The sequence below is a fragment of the Micromonospora sp. NPDC049359 genome (assembly GCF_044466585.1).
In the GTDB taxonomy this organism is placed as follows: Bacteria; Actinomycetota; Actinomycetes; order Mycobacteriales; family Micromonosporaceae; genus Micromonospora.
In genome coordinates, this window is record NZ_JBITMW010000001.1 from 847,492 (window position 1) to 866,793 (window position 19,302).

Sequence of the window (19,302 nt, forward strand, 5' to 3'; positions counted from 1 at the left end):
GCGAGCTGGACGACATCAGGCCGTGCGGTGATCACGAAGTTTCACCGGCCGGGTGCGGCCGGTCTCCGTTGCAGCGAGCTGGACGAAGACCAGCACACTCGGGGCCGTGGGGTGTTTCACCGGCCGGGTACGGCCGGTATCCGTTGCAGCGCCCGCCAGTTCGACACAGACCGGCGAATCGCCGCAGTTGCACCGGCCGGGTACGGCCGGTCTCCGTTGCAGCTTCCACGTCCGCGATCCTCCGTCACCATGAGATTGCCCGTTTCACCGGCCGGTCTCCGTTGCAGCACTTTGGTCTCGACTGGCGCGGCCGGGGTGCTGTTGTTTCACCGGCCGGGTACGGCCGGTCTCCGTTGCAGCCTCGAAGAGTTGGCGGGCATCACCACGAACGTCACGGTTTCACCGGCCAGGTAGGGCCGGTCTCCGTTGCAGCCTGTGGGGTGCCACCCGCGAAGGCCACGAGTTCAACGTTCCACCGGCCGATTAAGGCCGGTCTCCGTTGCAGCTTCCACCGGGCGGTTTCGCGAGTGTCGTGCAGCCCAGGTTCCACCGGCCGGGTACGGCTGGGGCGCCGCCAGGTGGTGGAGTGCAATGCAGTCCGGCGCATTGGACGCTGCGGCGCCTCCGCCGCGGTAGGGCCCCGTCGATCTCGAGCTTCTCCGCGAGCGCTAACGCGCCCAGCGTCTGCATCGAAGCGCGCACCGGGAAACGACCGGCCGTCGGAAATCGCGGAGCACGGAGCGCGTGTCGGCGACGGCCACGCGCAGGCGTATACGGGCAGAGTGGAGGCGATGGCTGAGCTGTCACGTCTAGCTGACTCAACGCCCCAGTGGGCTTGTGGGGCCAAGAGAGGCTGAAATCGCGCGAGCGAGGTCAGAAAGAGTTGGTGCGCTGGTACCGGAACGACCTGCTCGAATCGTGCAGCCCGTTTCACGCTGGGCGAGGAGCGACGCTCCTCCCCCGTCTACCGGTGTCAAGCCCCCGAGCCGGCCAAGGCGAGAAGGAGTGCCTCAACGTTGCGCTCCCATCGAGGTTGCCGGGAGTGGGGGCTATGACACCGCTTGCGCCGGGGGCGGGTGCTGCTCCTGCGCCCATGCTGCTACGGGCCGCTCATGATCGACACCGACGCCTGCCTCGATCCGCGAGTCCTCGCGGTGGTCAATCGAATCAAGAGCGCAGCAGCCACTCGGGGATCGCCGCGGTAGGTTGCCGAGCGTTCAAAGCTCAACTGGCCCTCCGTCCCTGTCAAGGTGCCGCAGGATTTGGCCGTACCACGTGGCGCTCTTGTCTCTCCGTCCGGTAGGACGTAAAGACCGATATCCGGACCATGCCGCCAGATCGGCGATTTGGACCCACTGGCTCGTACTGGCGTGCCGAAAGAAGGGGTCCTCAATCAGGGCACGACCGTTGTCGAGGCTGCGGTGCCCGCGGTTGTAGCCAACGTTCGTGCCGTCGCCGTCCACTACGACGACGCCGAAGGCACCAGCCTCCCGTAGTTCAGCGTCGAGCCTCGCGATCATGCAGCGGTAGAGGTCTTGCTTGTCGCGTTCGAAGTCGCGTCCGTGAGCGTTGGTGCGGCGGTAGACGCTGCCCAGCGTGATGCCCGGCAGGGCGGCCATTGCGTTCAGTCCGTCCTGAATGACGCTGAGGCCTTCGCGCCTGGCCCTGGTCCTGGTCTTGACGGCAGAAGCTTGCGCCCAGGTTCCTCGGCCACCAGCGAGGTCTGTGGCGTGGAGCCTGGTGTCGGCGGCTATGCCATGACGGCGGTAGACCCCGGCACGGAATCGGAGCCAACGCTGGGTGGCGCCAGCCCAGTGCGCTGGGTCGATCCGGATCCAGCTAAACGTGGTCAGGCCGTGGGCTTCGCTGCCGGAGTCGTCGACGTAGAACAGGGCAAAGTTGGTGCCGGTGGTCATGCTGGCTCGCTCCGAACAGGGGTGGCGGGACGGTGGTTGAGGGGTGGTCAGCGTTCGGAGCTGTGCGCCTCGAGCCACGCGTCGATGTCGCGCCTGCGGTAGCGGCGGTACTTGCCTACCTTGTACGACTTGGGCCCGCTGCCCTTGTAGTTCATGAAGTACAAGGTCTGGGGCTGGATGCCCAGGTATCGAGCTGCTTCCTCGTGGGTCCACATGCCGGTCAGGTCTTCTCGCATCATCAGATAACTTGCCTAATCAGTAAGTTTTGGGCGGCTACTTGCTGTATAGGGAAGTAATATGACGGGCAGGCTTGCAACTTGTCAACAGGGCGAGTAAAACTTACGAACATGACAAGTGAGCGGCTCGGGGGTGAGGCAACGCCGGGCGAGGTGGTGCGCCTGCGCCTCAAGGAAATTCGGAAGAAGCGGCGCCTGAACCCGGACAAGGCCGCTGAGCTGTACGACGACCCAGCGATGTCGGCGACGGTGTTGATGAACATCGAGGCGGGCCGACGCCGGACCCCGGTCACGGTGGACGAGCTGATGCGCTTCGCCTACGCGCTGGACGTTCCACCGGAGGCTCTGCTAATTCCCGGTGCCGACCTGCAGGTGCAGGTCGCGCCCGGCGTGGTGGTCGACTCGAGTCGGTTGCTGCGGTGGATGCGCGGCGACGAAGCGCTCAACGGCAACGACGCGGCGCACTACGAGGCGACCGCGGCCGAATCACTCGAACCATCCGGCCGCGGCGTGCCGCAACAGCTGCGCGACGAGTTCCTGGCTAGGGCACAGGCCGCATTCGACGGCTTCTTCGCCGACAGCGACGAGATCCGCCGCAAGACCCGCCAGCAGGTCCGCGAGGTACTGGGTGAGGTTCGCACCGCCGCCGCCGACGGCGCACCCGCCGACAAACTCATCACGATGATCGACGCTTTTCTCGACCGGCTCGAGTAAACACCCTCACCACCGCTCATCGTTCTAACAGACCACTCGTGACCTGCGGCTTGGTCACGAAGCGATAACTCGTACCCGAGGGTCCGCAGCGCCCCTCACTCGCCAGCGGCCGCTTCCGCACACCCCTCTCAACCCGCAGCCACGTCTGGCCACCGGGGCGATACCTCCTGTCCTCAATCCGCTCGCCGTGCGCGATCCGGGGCGATGACGTGCGCCCTGACCCCGGCAAGCCTGCACCGCCCCAAGGAGTCCCCCTCATGGCACGAGCATGGATAAGCCCCAGCACCGATGGCCCCGGCTACACCTGTTTCTGGCTGGACCCCGACCGTCGGCAACGGCAGAAGACGTTCCGCCGCAAGGTCGATGCGCAGAACTTTCGGACCCGCAAGGAGCGTGAACTCGACACGGGCACGTACCTGGAGGCCGAGCGGGGCACCGAAACCGTCGCAGCACTGTTCGAGCGGTGGGGCACTTCCCGGGGCCTGGAGAGCTCCAGCATCCGGCAGTACCGGTACGTGCTCAACCAGGCGATCAAGCCCTACTTCAAGGCGAAGACGACCGGCGCGCTCAAGCTCGCCGACATCCAGGCGTGGATCTTGTGGATGCGCGACACCAAGAAGTATCAACCGCAGACCATTCAGATACGTTTCGGTTATCTAAGCTCTGCGCTGCAATGGGCGGTCGACAACGACGAACTCGGCCGCAACCCGGCCAAGCGGGCCAAGCTTCCCGGCCGACGCGCGAACGTACGCCGCGTGGTGAAAGAGAAGATCGTCGTCCCGACGCTGGCCGAGATCGAAGCGCTCATCGCTGCCTTCGATCCCCGATACGCCGCGATGCTTTGGCTGATGGCCGGCTGCGGACTGCGCGTCGCCGAGGCGACGGGTCTATGCCGAGACCAGATCGACTTCCGCCGAGGACTGCTGCACATCAACCGGCAGATCACCGAGGACGGCGAGAGCGACAGCGGCAAGAACGCCGGCCTACAGCTGAAGATGTACACCAAACACCGCGACGCCGAGTCTCCCGGCCGCACCGTGCCGCTGCCCAAGATCGTCGCCGTGGTCCTGCGCGCGCATCTGAAGAAGTACGGCACCGTCGCATGGCAGAGCAGCCAGGGCGAGGTCCAGCTCCTCTTTCCTAACCACAGCCGCACCGGCCTGCTGTACCAGTACTACTTCCGTTACCAGGTCTGGCGCCCGGCACTCACGCGGTCGAAGATCTCGTTCTCCAAGACCCACGCGCTGCGGCACTTCTTCGCCTCCTCCATGCTCGCCAACGGCGTACCGATCACCGATGTCGCGGTCTGGCTGGGCCACAGCAGCCCCGACATCACCTTCGAGTACTACGGCCACCTCATGCCCGACGCGCCCGACCGCGGCAGGACCGCCATCGACAGCGTCATGACCGGCCAGTCCGGCAAGAAGGTCATCACCACCCGGACCCACCCAACGACCATCACACCGGACCCCGACGCCACGGGGGACGGCGACGGGTCAGAGACAGCAGCATAAAGAAGCAGGACCTGCCAATCCACAAACGTGGGGCAGGTCCGCACACCGACCGTAACACCAAGCAGACCCAGCCCTGCGACGCCCGGCAGCACCAGCGCGACTTCAAGGAGTCGTCAGACCACCTTCGATGGGCGCAAGCTAACAGGCAGGTTCGCAGCGACGAGTTCGTCTAGGTGCTGCAGGAACGGCGGCAGGAGCTGCGGCATCAAGTCAAACCTGCTATCGGGCAGCATGACCCGCAAGCGGCTCATTCCGGTGGCCATGTTCAGCAACATCATCGCGGTGGCCGCTCGGGCCTTCGTGGTCGGTTCCGGCTCGATCAGGGCAAGGCGCAGCAGCATCCGGTTGAGGCCGAACGTGATGCCAATGAACCAGCCGTGAAGACCTGGGTACGCCGGCAAGGGTTGCTTGGCGGCCAGCCCGTCGAGCTCAGCCTCGACGGCGTCACACAACGACACCGCCCACCGCTGCATCTCGTCAACGGCCTGCCAGGCGGCTCGCAACTGTGCGAGTGACGCCTCAGCGATGACCCGCTTCAACTCCTCGCGCGCGTCGCCAGCCGGCAGGAGGGTCAGGCCATGCCCATCATTGATGTCTGCCAGCCGAGGGGCGTCGTCGGGGTACTCGAGCATGGATGCAATTGGGACGGCCGCGCCGGGCGGGGCCATTGCCCGCGAAATCGCGGCGAGATCCCCTTCGGCCAACTCGCTGGTGCCTCCTAAGACAGCAGCGACGGCCGTGGTGAGAAGGTCTCGACTGGTGTAGGGCTCCGTGTCGTAGGTGCCCTTGTCGAAGGGAGCCAGTTCGGGCAGCGCAAAGGGGATGCCCGCACCGGCGATGCGAGCGTCAATGTCGCGAATCCGGCGCGGCAGCAGCACGCTCCTTCCGCCATGCTCGGCGGCGTACTCCTGTGCAACCTCGGCGATCCAGTCGCTGCGACCGACCATCGCTCCTGTGTCTGGCTCTGGCGGGACATCCAGACGAAAGTCGGTGGACGCCGCAACCAAGGCCGCACGGACGGTTGGCTCAGGGACCGGCAGGCCGGCTGCGAACGCTTCCAGCGCGAGGTCGTCGGGACGGCGGCCCGGGCGGGCGTGAGCAGTCAGCCAGATCGCCAGCTCGACGGCCCCGGGCGGGACGGTGGAGACGCTTCCGCGACCCTGGCCAGCGCCGTGCTGCACGTTACGCGGCAGCAGACCCCCCGCACGCCACCGTTCGAGCTGAGTGGGAGTAGGTGCCGCTCCGCACTCGCCCGTGGCGGCGATCAAGGCGGCATCGGCGGCGCTGGCTTGTTTACGGGCCATGGCTTGTGACCGTACCGACCGGCGCGAGCTTTGGAGCCCCGCGAGTTTGTCGAGAACGGAGCTGTCGCGAACTGGTCTGCTGGTGGCACCTAAGGCGCTGAGCCTCACTGCAAACAAGGAGCGAACAGTTCATGACCTGCACACCCGGGTCACCGACACCTACTCAGAGTGGGCCGCAGCGATGGGCCATGATAGTAACGGCTGCAAGTGCCACGATTGCCGGAGTCGTGGCCGCGCACGACGCAGCGTGGGCGGTCGGCATTGCCACCGCTGCGAGCCTGTTTGCCTCGATCAACGAGATCCTGCGGCGGTGAGACGCTGGCACGCAGCGGTTACGGTTGTCGGCGGGCGTCGACGATGGCGATCTGGTCGACCCGGCGCCGGCGTACCGGGGCCAAAGCGAGTAGAAGTCAAGTGTCTCTCTGACCCTACGCGCGGCGGAGTGCGACACCCCCTCCGAACAGCGGGCCGATCTGGCGCATAGTCAGGTTCGTGTGCCAGTGAGCGGCGACCACCAGCACCCGATCGGCGACGTCGAGAGACTACTGCCGTACCGGCCGGCCATCATCGACTGCGTCCCCGTCACGTTCAATGACCAGCCGGACCAGCGTGCGGGACTGAGTGGGCTGCAGCCCGGTGAACGGAAAGCCCACGCCGGGCGGGCCGTCGTGATCACCCAGAAGCCGATACGATCCATCATGGACCAGCTACCGCGTTACGAGACGTCCATCAGGCTAGGAATTTCGATCGCGCAGAGGAGCCCGCGTGACCAATCTCATACCCGGTGTCGGCGCAGGCTCGTTGCTGAACTCGCAGTTGTTAGCTGATGATCGATCTACTCGGATTGGCGCGGTCTACCGGATCGGCTACACCGAGGCGATCGTGCTCACGCATGACAGTTGGAAGTTCGATGCGGGCGGTATTCCCCAGCACTCGTTCCTGCTCGCCACGGCCCAGGACATCAACACCCCGCAGGTCGATGACGACGAAGTCCTGCTGCTGCGTGTCGAGGGGACGTCGCCGTTGTCGATGGAGAGTGACCTTCACGCCGTGCGCGAGGAGTCTCTCCGCGCCGCCCTCTCAAACAGCCAGAACCCATCGCCGTCCGTTGTGCTAGACGTGGAGATGGACCCGTTCACGAAGAACCGCGTCTCCTTCACCGGGCTACGCTGCAGAATCCTCGGCACCTTCTACGAGGATGACGTCGAAGGCCAGAAGGTGCTCGAGTTCGGCGCCGATGTCGACAACTTCTACGCCACATCCACCTACCGGGTACTGAAGCCGGTCGGCGAGGGCCTCTCGGCGATCGCGTCGTACCTGAAACCGACGGATCGCCCCGTGGAACGCGTCCGCATCGGCGCTGTTCGGTACTCGGCGACTCGTCGCCGGGCGAAGGCATCGAAGCAGGCCACGGCCGCTGTCGAGGTCAACATCCGTGATTTCATCGGTCACAAGACCGCCCTCTTGGGCATGACCCGGATGGGCAAGTCAAACACCGCGAAGATCATCATTGCTCGTACGTTCGCCATCTCGGAGCGTCAGCGCTCAGTGGGCAAGCCTCCCGTGGGACAGTTGATCTTCGACCCGCAGGGTGAGTACGCGAACCCGAACACCCAGGACGGCACCGAGATCGCCGCGATCGGCGCGAACCATGTCCGAATCTTTAAGTTCGGAGCGGACGGGTCGCAGCCGCACGTCAAGCCCCTCTCAATCAACTTTTTCTCCGAGAACCAGATCGACGCGGTTCAGAGCCTCATCTCCGGCGAGCTCAGCACCGACGACGCGGGCTATGTGAAGGACTTCGCGGGAGCGTCCTACGCGGACGTTCGTAACGATCGGTCCGCTACCACGCATGCGCAGCGTGCGAGACTCGTCCTCTACGGAGCGCTCATGCGCGCAGGCTTCGAAGTGCCGCCTGAGTTTCGAGCTCGCATCAACATGAAGGCCGAGTTTCAGCAGGCCATTACGGACAAGCTTCGCCGTAATCCGTTCACCCAGGCAGGATCGACGGCCAACATGGTGACCGTGGGTGCCTCGGACGTGGAAGCCGTCGTGGATGCAATCGTGGCGCTTCGCGAGGCGGGTGACGCCAACGCCGTGGACTTCACGAAGAACGTCCGGTGGACAAGCGTGGAGCCGATCTTCACGACGAAGAGCCAAAACCGCAACGTCCGCGGCTGGAAGAACCTCAACCCGCTTCGCCCATTCCACAGCCCTCTGACGCTGAATGACCCCGCAATCGAGATCTATGACGAACTCGTTCGAGGACGCATCGTCATCGTCGACCTTCACGTCGGAGCGAGCGCGATCACCAAGGCGCTGAGCGAATCGATCACCGCCCGGCTGCTTGAGCGCCAGACCTCCGTCTTCACGGCCGGGCAGGAGCCTCCGCCCATTCAGGTGATGCTCGAAGAGGCCCACAACCTTTTCTCGTCGGACCGCTATAAGGATGATCGAGACATCTGGGTCAAGCTCGCCAAGGAGGCGAGCAAGTTGAACCTCGGTATGACGTACGCGACCCAAGAGGTTTCGGGCGTCGCGCACCAGGTGAAGGCCAACACCGCCAACTGGGTGGTCGCGCACCTGAACAACACAAAAGAAGTTCGTGAGCTCGCCCAGTTTTACGACTTCGGCTCGTTCTCCGACGCCATCATCGCCTCCGAGGACCGCGGCTACGTAAGGCTCAAGACCCTGTCGTCGCCGTACATCGTTCCGGTGCAAATCGATCGCTACGACCTGGAACTCGTCAACGAAGCCCGCGCGGCCGCAGGTGATCCTCCGTTGACTCCGAACGATGAGGGGTCAGCTGCCTGATGTCATACGAGACCGTCGCAGGGACGCACGAACTCGCCTCACGCCTCGGGCACTCGACCGCTGCGGTCCGCGCCATCGCTGATCAACGCACGTTTCACGTCCCGGCCGAGGTGCTGCGCGATGTCGAGGAGATCCGCAAGCAAGTCCGGCACCGCAGCGACTTCAACTCCTCCGCACCGTCGCTGTCGTCTGCGCTCGCCGTTGACGGGTCGTACGTTGTCGAGCGGGTGCGGGACGGGCTGCCGTCGGTACTGTACGGGTTCGCGCAAGCTGCGGCTGCGTATCTCGACCTCAGCATCCTTGAGACGCAAAAGGCACAGCGGTTTGTCGACCCGTACGAGATCGCGAGAGCCGTTAACACGGCGCTCGTGACGCTCGACCTCCCGGTCGCCGGCGCCTACACCCGCGAGGGTGTAGACATCGCGACCTCGTGGCGAGAGGCGATCGACCAGCTCTTCCGTACGAAGAAGGTCGAAGTCAACCGTCTGAATCAGACCTTGCTGGAGCTGCTCTTCCTGTTACACGGCAAGCCGGGCGTGCCTGCGTCAACGGTGCCCGTGAACTGCCCGACCGAAAATTGCAGCAAGGACGTCCGCGTCCCGCCGGCCGGAGTCGCCTGCGACGCGTGCGGCAGTTGGCTATTGCCCACCGATGTCCTACGCATCCACGAGGAAGTGGGCGAGGAGGGAAGCAACCAGTCCGCCCTCGGCCGGCTCATGTCGGTTGTCGAACTCCTTGTGCTCGTCGGGCTGGCCACCCTTCTGTGGGAGCAGTCCCGTCAGGACCTACTGCCTAGCACGCTCTTTATCGTCGATGGGCCGCTTGCTGTGTACGGTCCTCCAGCCAAGCTGCGTGGCCGCGCCCTCGACTTTTTCCAAGCGATGGCTGCAACCACACCGGGCGTGGGTCCATTCGTCTGTGGTATCGAAAAGACCGGTGCCATGGTCGACTATGCGCGTCAGTTGGCTCGCCATGAGGTATTGACCCCTGGCGACCTGCTTGTTTGCGACGAGCAGATCATCGCTCGCGTCACCAACGCGACCAATGCTCGTGCATACGGCAAGGAGACCTACTGGGGACGCAAATTCGTCTATCGGGCGCTCGACGGGCGGGTAGTGGTTCCGACGGTCATGCCACCGTCCGGTGCGCCCTACGACGTGAACGGGGGACAGCCAGACCCAAAGGACTACCCGACGCTCCCAGCAATCCTCGACGTTATCGATCGGACAGGCTCCTCCATGTACATCGACGGGGTCATCCCGGTGGCGGCCGCACATGGGAAGGCAGCGTTTCCCATCGGCGTCGGCACCGACGTACTGCGCCTGGTGGCCACCAAACGGCTTGGTCTCGACGGAACGGCCCACAGCACCAACCTGATACCATGATCACCGTGATAGCTGCCGTACGCGATCAAGGTTCGGCGCGTGCGGAAATTCTGGTTCCGGTTGGAACGACACCACGCAAGATCGACCATGCTCCGGCCGAGGTCACGCACTCTCTAGCCGCGGGCCGGTACCAAAGTCCGCTGCGCTACCCGGGCGCCAAAAGTGGACTATCGAACGTGATCGGCGAACTCATCGCAGCCGCTCAGCGGTCCGCTCAAGTCAGGCGAGTCGACCTCCTGGTAGAGCCCTTCGCTGGCGGTGCGTCGACCACTCTCAGACTGGTCGGCGCAGGCATCGTCGAGCGGGCGCTACTTGCGGACGCAGATCCGATGGTGGCGGCCTTCTGGCAGGTGGCTGCCTCACGCACGCAGGAGCTTGTCGAGCGCATCACTGACGAGCACACGACTCACGTCGCCGCTGGCGGGGCGACAGCACTGGCACGCTGGGACTATTGGCGCGCCTGGTCAGCGGCTCCTGGCACCAGTCGTTCAACTGAGGACCTCGAACTCGCCACGAAGTGCATGTTCCTAAACCGAACCACCTTCTCAGGGATCCTCCACGGTCAGGCCGGCCCTATCGGCGGTCGCGCACAGACCTCGGAGTACGGCATTGGTTGCCGATTCAACCTCAAGAGCTTAGTCGAGCGGCTCGAATACATCGGTCACCTCTACGACACGAGAAGGATCGCGGACGTCTGGCGATCGGACTGGAAGACCACGCTCCACGGCGTCGCCTCGCACTATAAGACGCTGCTCCCCGACCGCGTTGTCGCATACCTCGACCCGCCTTACCTTTCGAAATCGGGCAAGCTTTACCGGGGGTCGGTTGATGGTCAGGCAGCGCAGGCGGGCAAAGATCTCGATTGGATGGGCACGCTCCAACATCATCACCTGGCGGAGTACCTCCGGCAAGAGATGCAGTACCGCTGGATTCTGTCGTACGACTACGACGAGCGACTGCTCACGGAGAACGCGTTGTATGCAGCGAAGGCGATGCACCCATCGAGGGCCAGTCGCGACCTGAACGGTGTCAAGTCCTGGCGGATCAGCAAACGCATCGTGACACTGAACTACACCGCCTCCTCGCGGACCGGACGCGGCCCGGCACAGGAACTCCTCCTCACCACGCTGCCACCGGCAACAGTGCCAACTAACGAGAGGCTGCTAGCCGCATCGCCCGACTGATCGCGGGCGGGTCTACGCGCGACTGATCATCGCGCTGGCCAGAATCCGCATGTCAGCCATGGCCTGACGCCTTTGGGCCACGTGGGCAGCACTCGCGGCAGCAGGATCCGACCTCAGTAGGTCCGCTGGGATCCTGACGTACGAATCCGCAAGGTAGGTCTAACACAACAGCCGTCGATGGAAATTGACGGCGAAATTCGAGCCTGAAGCTCGACAGACCATCGTGTCGCATAACCTCGCTTAAGCGGCGCGTCGCTCCATCGAAATACGCGCGGAACGCTGCAAGGGTTAGCGGAATGCGGCACGCTCATGGCACCCTGCGCGCGGCGGTTGAGGCGGTGAGGTAGCCATCCTCACTATCAACGAAGTCGCTCGAATCAGGCAGCGGTAGTCGTCGAAGTTTATAACCGGCTCGGCGGCGGGCAGCCGGGCCTCCAATATCAGGTCGCTGGGCGTCCTCTCGGCGTCTAGCAGGCCTTCTGCTCAACGTCGGCAACCGGTTGCAGCTTGATCGTCGATGCCCGACTTGCCCTCATGCGGCAGACCGGGCTGCGGTTGCTGGCCCTCGATCCTGGCCGGCCGCGGCTGGCTCCGCAAGGCCCACCGTCGCAGCCGCGTCTGCGCGTCGTAAGGAGCGTGGGGTGGGCCTGTGCGGGGCTGCGCCGATCGGCCGGCCGGGCGGATCGGGCCAGCACCGCCCACCCGGTCGTTCCCGCGCCGGGTAGGGCGTCCTTGTGGTCTTGGAAAGGACGTTCTTTGTTATGACGACCACTCTGTTGTCCCGACCCGTACCGGACGAGCTCAGCGTCGCCGAGGTCACCGCCCTCGCGGACCCTGCGAGCCTGCTGGTCCGGGCCCAGTACCTTGACCCCCGTGAGCTGGTCGATAACCCACGCAACCTGCGTACGGACGTCGGGGACCTGAGCGATCTGGCCGCCTCGATGGCGGTCGTGGGAGTTCTCTGCCCGTTGATCGTCATTCCGGTGCCGGAGCAGCCGGATGCGTATCAGTTGATCATCGGGCATCGCCGGAAGTACGCGGCGATCGAGCTCGGCATGGAGCAGGTGCCGGTGTGGGTCGCCTCCGACGAAGGTGCTGCGGCGCAGATCGTCGCGCAGCTTGCCGAGAACGGCCACCGGGTGGGACTGACTCCTACGGAGGAGGCTGAGGCGTTTCACCAGCTGACGTTGCTGGACTGGTCGCCCGAGCAGATCGCCACCGTGCGGGCGATCCCAATGGCCAAGGTGAAGCAGACCTTGAAGCTGCGGGAGTTGCCGCAGGCGGCGCGCGGCGCGGCCGACGCCGGCACCCTGACGCTGGAGGATGCCTCTGCGCTCACCGAGTTCACCGAGGACCCGGCAGCCCTGGATCGAATCCTGAAGGGCACCGGGTCGAGTTGGGGATTCCGGCACGCCATCGCCGCCGAGCGGTCGAAGCGGACCTTCGCGGCGGCGAAGGAGCGGGCGAAGGCGGAGTTGGTGCTCGCCGGGGTGAAGGTGACGTCCAAGCCGAAGGGCTACCCCTACAGCGGTACGGCCGTGGCCGCCACGCAACTCGCCGACGCCAACGGCAACCCGCTCGACCCAGAGATGTTTCCCACGTTGGCGGGGATCGCAGCGTTCGTTGAGAAGATCGGCGACCATGCCCAAACGACTTTCTACTGCGCGGAGCCGGACCGGCATGGCTACCAGCGCCTGAGCTACGGCAGCCGTCGGGGGGTCACGGAAGAGGAGCGCGCCCGCCGGGAGGCAGCCGAGCAGGCCCGCGCCGAGTACCTCGCTGGTCTGACAGTCGCGGCAGAGGTACGGCGGGAGTTCTACCGCACCGCATACGGGTCCACGCGGGCAGTGAAGCGGCTCTTCCTGGAGGCACTTCGGGCCACCATCGTGGACGGGCTGCGGTTCCACGACGTCGACGGCCTGTACGCAACTCTTGGTGGCGTAGACGGCGCCGCAGCCGCGATGGCTCGCGAGGACAAGCTGCGCCGCTGCCTGGTGGCGCAGTGGATCTGCGTCCAGGAACGCAACCTCGGCTACGCGGCCCGCGACGAGACGTGGGCATTGGATGACGAGGCGGCAGTGGCGTGGCTCGACCAGCTCATCGCCGACGGCTACACCCTCTCCGAGGCGGAGACGACGCTGCGGGATTCGCTCGGCCGTGACCCGCAGGACGAGCTGCCCAACGACGAAGACACCGACGAGTCCACGACCGCAGACGCCGAGGATCCCGACTTCGCCGATGTCGATGCGGAGACCGAGCAGGCCGACGGCGTCGCTGCGGACGACGACGTGCTCGCCGCACCGCACACCGCGCAGGAGCCCGAGCCCGAGGCGACGGAGCCGGAGGCAGCGGGCCCCGAGGCCGATGACCTCTCGGACGCCGATGAACTGGCCGACGTCGAGAGGCAGACCCTGACGACGAGCCTGTGAGCAACGAGTCCTGATCTGAAGATCCGCTATCGGCGGGGGTCCACGCACTGCGCGTAGGCCCCCGCCGACTCGCGTGCCGACCCGACTCCGCAGCGGAAAGAGGTCACTCACCGCGCCAGCTCTCGACATTCCCGATTGGAGCCCCGTGTCCACTGACGCCGACTTGGTGTCCGAGGTCGATGACCCTGAGCGCCGTCTGGCGCTGATCCGCCAGCGGGAGATCCTGCTGGCGTTCGAGGAGTACGGGCCCGGCTATCACCGGGTCACCGGCGACGGCTGCCGGTACGTCGCCGAGATCGTCAACGCCACCCCCGCCGAGTGGGAGTGGATCTACGCCCATGCCCGGACCCATCCCGAGGTGCTGATCCAGGCTGGGCCGGCCCGCAACCCCTTGCAGTGGCGACAGCTGCGCCGCGAGCAGGGCGAAGCGGCGTTCCGCGCCGCCGACGCCGCGTTCACCGCCGGCGACACCGCCGCCGCCCTTGACCTCCTCGACGAGGCCCACGCGCTCGGCACCCTCGGCCCCGAGCAGTGGGAGCGACTACGCCTGGCCGTCATAACCGCCGCCGACGCCGGCCGCTGACCCCCTCAACGAACTCCCCATCTCCAGACTCTTCTCGAAGGGATCCATCCCTCATGTCTTCGATGATCACTGTTCCGGCGCACCGTAACGTCGAACTCGACGAGCTGCGCCGAATGCTCACCGACCAGTCCACCCGCGCCCTGGACGTCAAGGCCGGCGCCGGACGGATGCGCGCCGTCGCCGGCAACCTCGTCCTGGACGGCACCGAGCCGCAACTCGGCCCGGAGGGGGTGACGATGACCTCCGGCACGTACACAGTCAACGACGTCGCCACCGCCGGCCTCGCCGACAAGCTCGGCATCCCCGTCGCGTACCTACGGCGCCTCGCCGCCGAACACCCCGACCTGTTCGACCACAACGTCAACGGCTGGCTTGCCCGCGACCCCCGCAGCTTCCTCATCCGCTGCCTGCGCAATGACACCGGCGGTGGCATTGTGCGGGCGGTTCTGTCCGACCGGTACCACCGCATCGACAACCTCGATGTCCTTTTCGCCGCTCTCGACGGGATCCGGCGCGCGAACGTGCGGGTCCAGTTCGCCGGCTGCGACTTGACCGACCGGCGGATGTACCTGCGGGTCTACTCCCCTCAGGCGCAGGTCGCCGCGCCCCGCCTGCTGGCCCGCTACCGGTCCCCGTTCGACGGGCGGGCCGGCTCCGAACTGCCGATCGTCTCAGCCGGGTTCCTGATCTCGAACTCGGAGACCGGGGCGGGTGCGTTCAGCATCGCTCCGTGGGTGCGCTTCGAGGTGTGCCGCAACGGCATGGTCATCCGCCGCAACGCCCTGCGTCGTACCCACATCGGCTCCCGCATGACCGGCGGAGACGGGGTCGTCACCGCCTCCGAGGAGACCACCCGCCGCACCCTCGACCTGATCACCTCCCGCACCACCGACGCGGTCACCGCCTTCCTCGACGCCGACTACATCGCCGAGGTTCTGCGCGAACTCGACAACGCCGCCGGCACCCCCATCACCGACCCCAGCACCACCCTCAAGATCGTCGGGCAACGCTTGAAGTACTCCGAGGACCAGCAACGCGACATCCTCACCCACTTCATCGCTGGCGCCGACCCCACCGCCGGTGGGGTCATGCACGCCGTCACCTCCGTCGCCCAGACCCTTTCCGACGCTGACGCCGCCCACGGTCTCGAGGCCACGGCCATCCAGGCCCTGCACCTCGCCGCCACCACCGCCTGAAACCACCTCTCTCGCACATTCGCGCGCCCGGACCCATCCGCAGGTCCGGGCGCGCCGTGTATTCGCCCAGGAGCCATCCTCATGAACCACACATCTACTCGCCCCCGATCCGACGACGCCCGACAGCAGGACACGGAGCCGTTCGTGATCATGGATTGGATGCAGTTCCGTCTCGCCGTCGGCGCGGCCCTGGCGCACGGTCCTGCCCGCGTCGACCGAATCCTGTTCACCACGGACGGACCTGCGCTGCTCACCGTGGTCGGCGACGACGGGGCCGTATATCAGCTGACCTACGACAACGACCGGGCGCGTACGTGGGTCATCGCTGTCCAGGCACCCGGCGAGGTCCGGCGGCCGGTTCGCGGCGCGGCCTGCGATGAGGTCGGGTTCCGTCTCGCCGGCGGCCACCCGCACCTGGTCTACGAACTCCTCGCCCGCGCCCACCACCCGACGACCATCGTCCGCGGCACCCTGGCGGACTTCCCCGCGCAGGGGCCGCGGTGACTCCCCTCGACAGCTACCGCGATGCCGTTGGCGAGAGAGGGCGGGGCCGGTGAGCGTCGACCTGGAGGCCGTCGCGCACCTGGCGAGCCGCGACCGGCGACTGGCCCGCCAGGTCCTCTCCGCCCAGCAGGCCCAGGCCGCCGAGGAAGCGAGGATCGCCGCCGCTGACGCCGCGATGCAGCGTCAACTCCAGGCAGCAGAGCGGCAGCAGCACCTCGCCGCCCAGACCCGCGCCACCCAGCGCCGCGAGTCCGAGGAGAGAGCCGCCGATCAGCGGGCCCGCCGCGAGGCCCGCGCCCGCGCCGCCCGGCAGCGGGCAGCGCGTTGGCGGCACCGAGCCGCTTCGCTCGTCGGGTACGTGCGGGGGCACGCCGATGACGTCTACGCCGCCACCATGTACCTGCTGGCCGTCGGTGGCGCCGTCTACGGACAGATCACCGCAGCCCAAGCCCGCGGCTGGCCGATGCTCGTTGGGATCGTCGTCGCCGTCGCGATCGAGGGTCTGGCACTGGTTATGGCGCTGACCGCGCAGAAGATGCGCCTCGCTGGGGAAGCCGCCCGCACCCCACGCGCCCTGACCTGGCTCTGCGCCGCTACCGCCGCCGGCATCAACTACCTCGGCCACCAACATGCCAGCCGCGTCGGCGCCGGGCTCCTTGCCGTCCTGTCCCTCGCTGGGATCGTGGTCTGGGAGATCCGCAGCGGTGCCCGACACCGCGTCGAACTGCGCCGCCGCAGGCTCCTACCCGATCCGCCGGCCGCGTTCGGCTGGCGCCGCTGGCTCCGATACCTGCCCAGTACCGCCGCAGCCTGGTCCGTCGATGTCCGCGACCGTGTCAGCCCTCGCGCCGCTTACCTGCTGCGGAGGGCCGCAGCCGAACGACAGGCCCGGCGGACCGCCGCGAGGCGCAACCAGGTCCGCCGGCTGGCACGCCGCACGGTCCGCGCCGCCGCACGGCGGGGCGACACCGGCGCCGTCCTCGCGCAACTGACTTGGCTCGCCGAACACGGGACCAGCCGCCCGGTCCCCGCCCTGCCCCACCCGAAGGTCCACCACGAGACGGGACAGGTCCCGGACCAGTCCTCATCACCACAGGACCGCGCCTGCACCGAGCCGGACCCCACGTTCGATTCAGGGCAAGCATTCCCGGCGCAGGTCCGCGCCCGACCAGCGCCGGACGCTGCGCTATCCGCAGGGTCGGACCCGACAGCGCGGACGGCCCCGGCGCAGGACCGGACCGCGGTCGACAGGGACAGCAGTGAACAGGACCAAGGCCACGATCTCCCGGACCAGGTCAACGCCGAGTGGTCCTCGCAGCGGACGTCGATTCCGCCCTCCGGCTCAGGGGGCACTCCTGGGTCGTCGGCCGTCGAGACGAACGACCGGGTCGAGGTCCGGAGCGTCGGCGACAGCGGACCGGGACCGCGAGAGACTCCCTCGACGGTTTCCGGCCCGCAGCCCACGGAATCAGCCGGGCGCTCGACACGCCGGGACGGTGCCGGCCAGCTGCAGCCACGGTCGGTCCCCGACGTTACGGACCTGATGGACCCCGGACGTCGAGTCGCGGACCGCCTAAGCGCTCAAGGCGTGACGCTGTCCCGGTCGGTCCTGATCAAAGGGCTGCGCACCGATGGGGTCCGCGTTTCCACCGACCGTGCCACGGCTCTCCTCGCCGCGCTCCGGGCTGACGAACCGGCTGAAGAGGCGGCAGTCATCCCGTCACCGCAGGACTAGGCAAGCCTCAGCGCACCGCAGCACGGCACTGTGTCCGTACTACCGGCGCAGCAGTGAGCCGTTCTGAAGTGCCGTTTTGCCGCCGGCGGCGAGGGTCGTCAGGATGACGGCTGCGGCGAGGAGCCCTAACGTCCTCTTGCTGTCCCATCGGTCCAGATACGTCTTGTTCCTAGCGTCGGCCTCGGCTTGCCGATCACCGATCAGGATGAGCCGGTCGGCCAAGGCAACGCGCCCGTCCGTGTCGAGGTCGTCGCGGTCGAGTTGAGCGCTGATCGTCGCCCTGATCTCGTCCCATGTCTGCTGAACGCGGGCCTGGCTTCCCTCGTTGGCTGCGAGGGTCGCGTCGTGCACCTTGGTCATACCGGCCACGACTTCAGCGGCGAATCGCATGACTTCGGGAAGCTGCTCGATCAGTTTGATCCGCGTTTCCTTGTCCATGTCCGGCATCATCGCGACGAACTGGCGGAACTTCTCCTTGGAAAGTCCGCGCCAGTCGGTAATGCCCAGCAGTCGCTTGACCTCGTCCTCGCCGCCAACGTCCATAGAACGCCTCGCCCGTCCAGTAGGGATCTCTGCGGCAGGCAGCTTATCCGGGGCATGCTCGTCACGCCCCCGCGGCAGAATTCAGCCGAAGAATCCCCCCCCGTCTCAAGTGGCGGCGTCGGCTGACCGTGCTGGTGCATGCTGTGCCCCTCGGCGCGGAACTCGCCGGATCAGAACGTCGTTGCGGGTTCGCGGGGCGGCTGCTGGCGCAGCATTGTCCGTCGCCCGGTTCGCGACCGTACGCCAGACCTATGGGCCGGGGTGCGTTCCAAGATCACGACATCGCCAGACCCCGCCTCAAACACTGGGTGCACCAGCAGATCCTGATCCCGCATCACACATCAGATTCACGGCGATACCAGCGAAGAGCTGGCTGCGGCGGACCCGATCGCGGAAGCGCTGCAGCAGTGGTCACTGCTACCGCTGCTCCCGACGCCGCCAGCATGCGCCTGCGCAGGCGAGCTTCCCTGCGTCTCCCGGACATCTACGTCACGGCTGACGACGAGGGCGACTGGCTGACCTGCCCGACCTGCGACCAGAAGCCGTGATGGTCACGCCCGGGATGGGCGCGGGGGCACTGCTCGGTGACCACGTCGCGCACATCTGCCGCCCTGACCTGCCCTGATAGCTGTGCCACCGGCCGGATCAGCCCCAAGCCGGCAGCGGCTCCACATGGCTGTCGACCCACGCCGATCCGTCAAGGTCGTCACCCCCGCCGGCCCGCGCCCGATGACGACGAGCCGGTCCACCCCGACCGGAGGATCCCTCAACCGATGTCTCACTCCATCCCTTCCCATGACGATCCATCCCCGGCGTACAGGCCGAATGCCGCCATTGGTACATCGATCGGCCTACGGCGGGAGATGGCGTGCCGCGTCTGCCGCCGGATCCTGAACACCTACTTCGACGCGACCGGCCGGCTCCGGCACCTACACCCCGCCGCCCGCACCTCCTACGACCACGATCCGGACCCTGTGCCGAGCGCAGAGGTGGCCGGGGTAGCGCGGTCCTGCGATTTCTGCAGCGACCGATATCCCGTCTTCCGACTCGACAGCGGCCCCGTACAGGCCCTCGCTCTCGGCAAGGACGACAGCAGCGTCCACGACTTCGGCACCACCTGGTCGGCGTGTATCACCTGCACTTTGCTCGCCCAGGCCAGCAAGGAATGGGCCGAGTTGCATTGGATGCAACCATTCGACCTTTCGGTCTCAGCACGGTGGCGGGAGCATTCTGGCAGGTTGCGTG

Annotated in this window: 15 protein-coding genes, 1 pseudogene and 1 CRISPR repeat array (1 of these 17 only partly in view); of the genes and pseudogenes, 11 read left to right on the plus strand and 5 right to left on the minus strand. The window is 66.5% G+C overall.

Features of this window, described 5'->3' with window-relative positions; all coding sequences use genetic code 11:
* Positions 1-568: direct repeats of the CRISPR family, unit length 19 nt; unit sequence GGCCGGTCTCCGTTGCAGC (it extends 35 nt beyond the left edge of the window).
* Between the two features lie 649 nt (positions 569-1,217).
* Both ACIBTX_RS03955 and ACIBTX_RS03960 read right to left on the minus strand, forming a co-directional pair.
* The gene (locus ACIBTX_RS03955) at positions 1,218-1,916 is read right to left on the minus strand and encodes a DUF3800 domain-containing protein (RefSeq protein WP_357132193.1); all 699 of its coding nucleotides are present in this window, start codon (positions 1,914-1,916) and stop codon (positions 1,218-1,220) included.
* A gap of 47 nt (positions 1,917-1,963) precedes the next feature.
* Positions 1,964-2,155 (minus strand): helix-turn-helix transcriptional regulator, encoded by a 192-nt coding sequence (locus ACIBTX_RS03960; protein WP_396832021.1) that lies wholly within the window; start codon positions 2,153-2,155, stop codon positions 1,964-1,966.
* Positions 2,156-2,308: 153 nt separating this feature from the next.
* Between ACIBTX_RS03960 and ACIBTX_RS03965 the strand changes: the two genes are divergently transcribed.
* Positions 2,309-2,866 (plus strand): helix-turn-helix domain-containing protein, encoded by a 558-nt coding sequence (locus ACIBTX_RS03965; protein ID WP_396832022.1) that lies wholly within the window; start codon positions 2,309-2,311, stop codon positions 2,864-2,866.
* A 257-nt stretch (positions 2,867-3,123) separates the two neighbouring features.
* Positions 3,124-4,380, plus strand: a complete 1,257-nt coding sequence (locus ACIBTX_RS03970; RefSeq protein WP_357132202.1) for a site-specific integrase — start codon at positions 3,124-3,126, stop codon at positions 4,378-4,380.
* Positions 4,381-4,493: 113 nt separating this feature from the next.
* On the opposite strand, the gene ACIBTX_RS03975 is transcribed toward ACIBTX_RS03970, so the two are convergent.
* Both ACIBTX_RS03975 and ACIBTX_RS03980 read right to left on the minus strand, forming a co-directional pair.
* Complete coding sequence (locus ACIBTX_RS03975) at positions 4,494-5,684, minus strand: hypothetical protein (protein ID WP_357132205.1); 1,191 nt, start codon at positions 5,682-5,684, stop codon at positions 4,494-4,496.
* Positions 5,685-6,019: 335 nt separating this feature from the next.
* Positions 6,020-6,364, minus strand: a pseudogene (locus ACIBTX_RS03980) (transposase family protein); the annotation flags it as partial.
* Positions 6,365-6,449: 85 nt separating this feature from the next.
* On the opposite strand from ACIBTX_RS03980, the gene ACIBTX_RS03985 reads away from it, so the two are divergent.
* The 8 genes from ACIBTX_RS03985 (at position 6,450) to ACIBTX_RS04020 (ending at position 17,514) form a co-directional block, all read left to right on the plus strand.
* A complete protein-coding gene (locus ACIBTX_RS03985; protein WP_357132208.1) occupies positions 6,450-8,498 on the plus strand; it encodes a helicase HerA domain-containing protein in 2,049 nt (682 codons plus the stop codon).
* Positions 8,498-9,883, plus strand: coding sequence for a hypothetical protein (locus tag ACIBTX_RS03990; protein WP_357132211.1), 1,386 nt, complete (start codon positions 8,498-8,500; stop codon positions 9,881-9,883). The genes ACIBTX_RS03985 and ACIBTX_RS03990 overlap by 1 nt, the downstream gene beginning before the upstream one ends.
* The gene (locus ACIBTX_RS03995) at positions 9,880-11,067 is read left to right on the plus strand and encodes a DNA adenine methylase (RefSeq protein ID WP_357132214.1); all 1,188 of its coding nucleotides are present in this window, start codon (positions 9,880-9,882) and stop codon (positions 11,065-11,067) included. Before ACIBTX_RS03990 ends, ACIBTX_RS03995 begins: the two co-directional genes overlap by 4 nt.
* 761 nt (positions 11,068-11,828) lie before the next feature.
* Complete coding sequence (locus tag ACIBTX_RS04000) at positions 11,829-13,496, plus strand: ParB/RepB/Spo0J family partition protein (RefSeq protein WP_357132217.1); 1,668 nt, start codon at positions 11,829-11,831, stop codon at positions 13,494-13,496.
* Between the two features lie 145 nt (positions 13,497-13,641).
* On the plus strand, positions 13,642-14,079 hold the full coding sequence (locus tag ACIBTX_RS04005) for a hypothetical protein (protein WP_396832023.1): 438 nt from the start codon (positions 13,642-13,644) through the stop codon (positions 14,077-14,079).
* 62 nt (positions 14,080-14,141) lie between these two features.
* Positions 14,142-15,275: a DUF932 domain-containing protein gene (locus ACIBTX_RS04010; protein WP_357132223.1), complete on the plus strand. Its 1,134-nt coding sequence runs from the start codon at positions 14,142-14,144 to the stop codon at positions 15,273-15,275.
* A 159-nt stretch (positions 15,276-15,434) separates the two neighbouring features.
* On the plus strand, positions 15,435-15,779 hold the full coding sequence (locus ACIBTX_RS04015; RefSeq protein WP_357132226.1) for a hypothetical protein: 345 nt from the start codon (positions 15,435-15,437) through the stop codon (positions 15,777-15,779).
* Between the two features lie 49 nt (positions 15,780-15,828).
* Complete coding sequence (locus tag ACIBTX_RS04020) at positions 15,829-17,514, plus strand: DUF2637 domain-containing protein (protein ID WP_357132229.1); 1,686 nt, start codon at positions 15,829-15,831, stop codon at positions 17,512-17,514.
* A 39-nt stretch (positions 17,515-17,553) separates the two neighbouring features.
* On the opposite strand, the gene ACIBTX_RS04025 is transcribed toward ACIBTX_RS04020, so the two are convergent.
* Positions 17,554-18,057, minus strand: a complete 504-nt coding sequence (locus ACIBTX_RS04025) for a hypothetical protein (RefSeq protein ID WP_357132232.1) — start codon at positions 18,055-18,057, stop codon at positions 17,554-17,556.
* A 407-nt stretch (positions 18,058-18,464) separates the two neighbouring features.
* Between ACIBTX_RS04025 and ACIBTX_RS04030 the strand changes: the two genes are divergently transcribed.
* Positions 18,465-18,605 (plus strand): hypothetical protein, encoded by a 141-nt coding sequence (locus ACIBTX_RS04030; protein WP_357132235.1) that lies wholly within the window; start codon positions 18,465-18,467, stop codon positions 18,603-18,605.
* Positions 18,606-19,302: the final 697 nt, after the last annotated feature.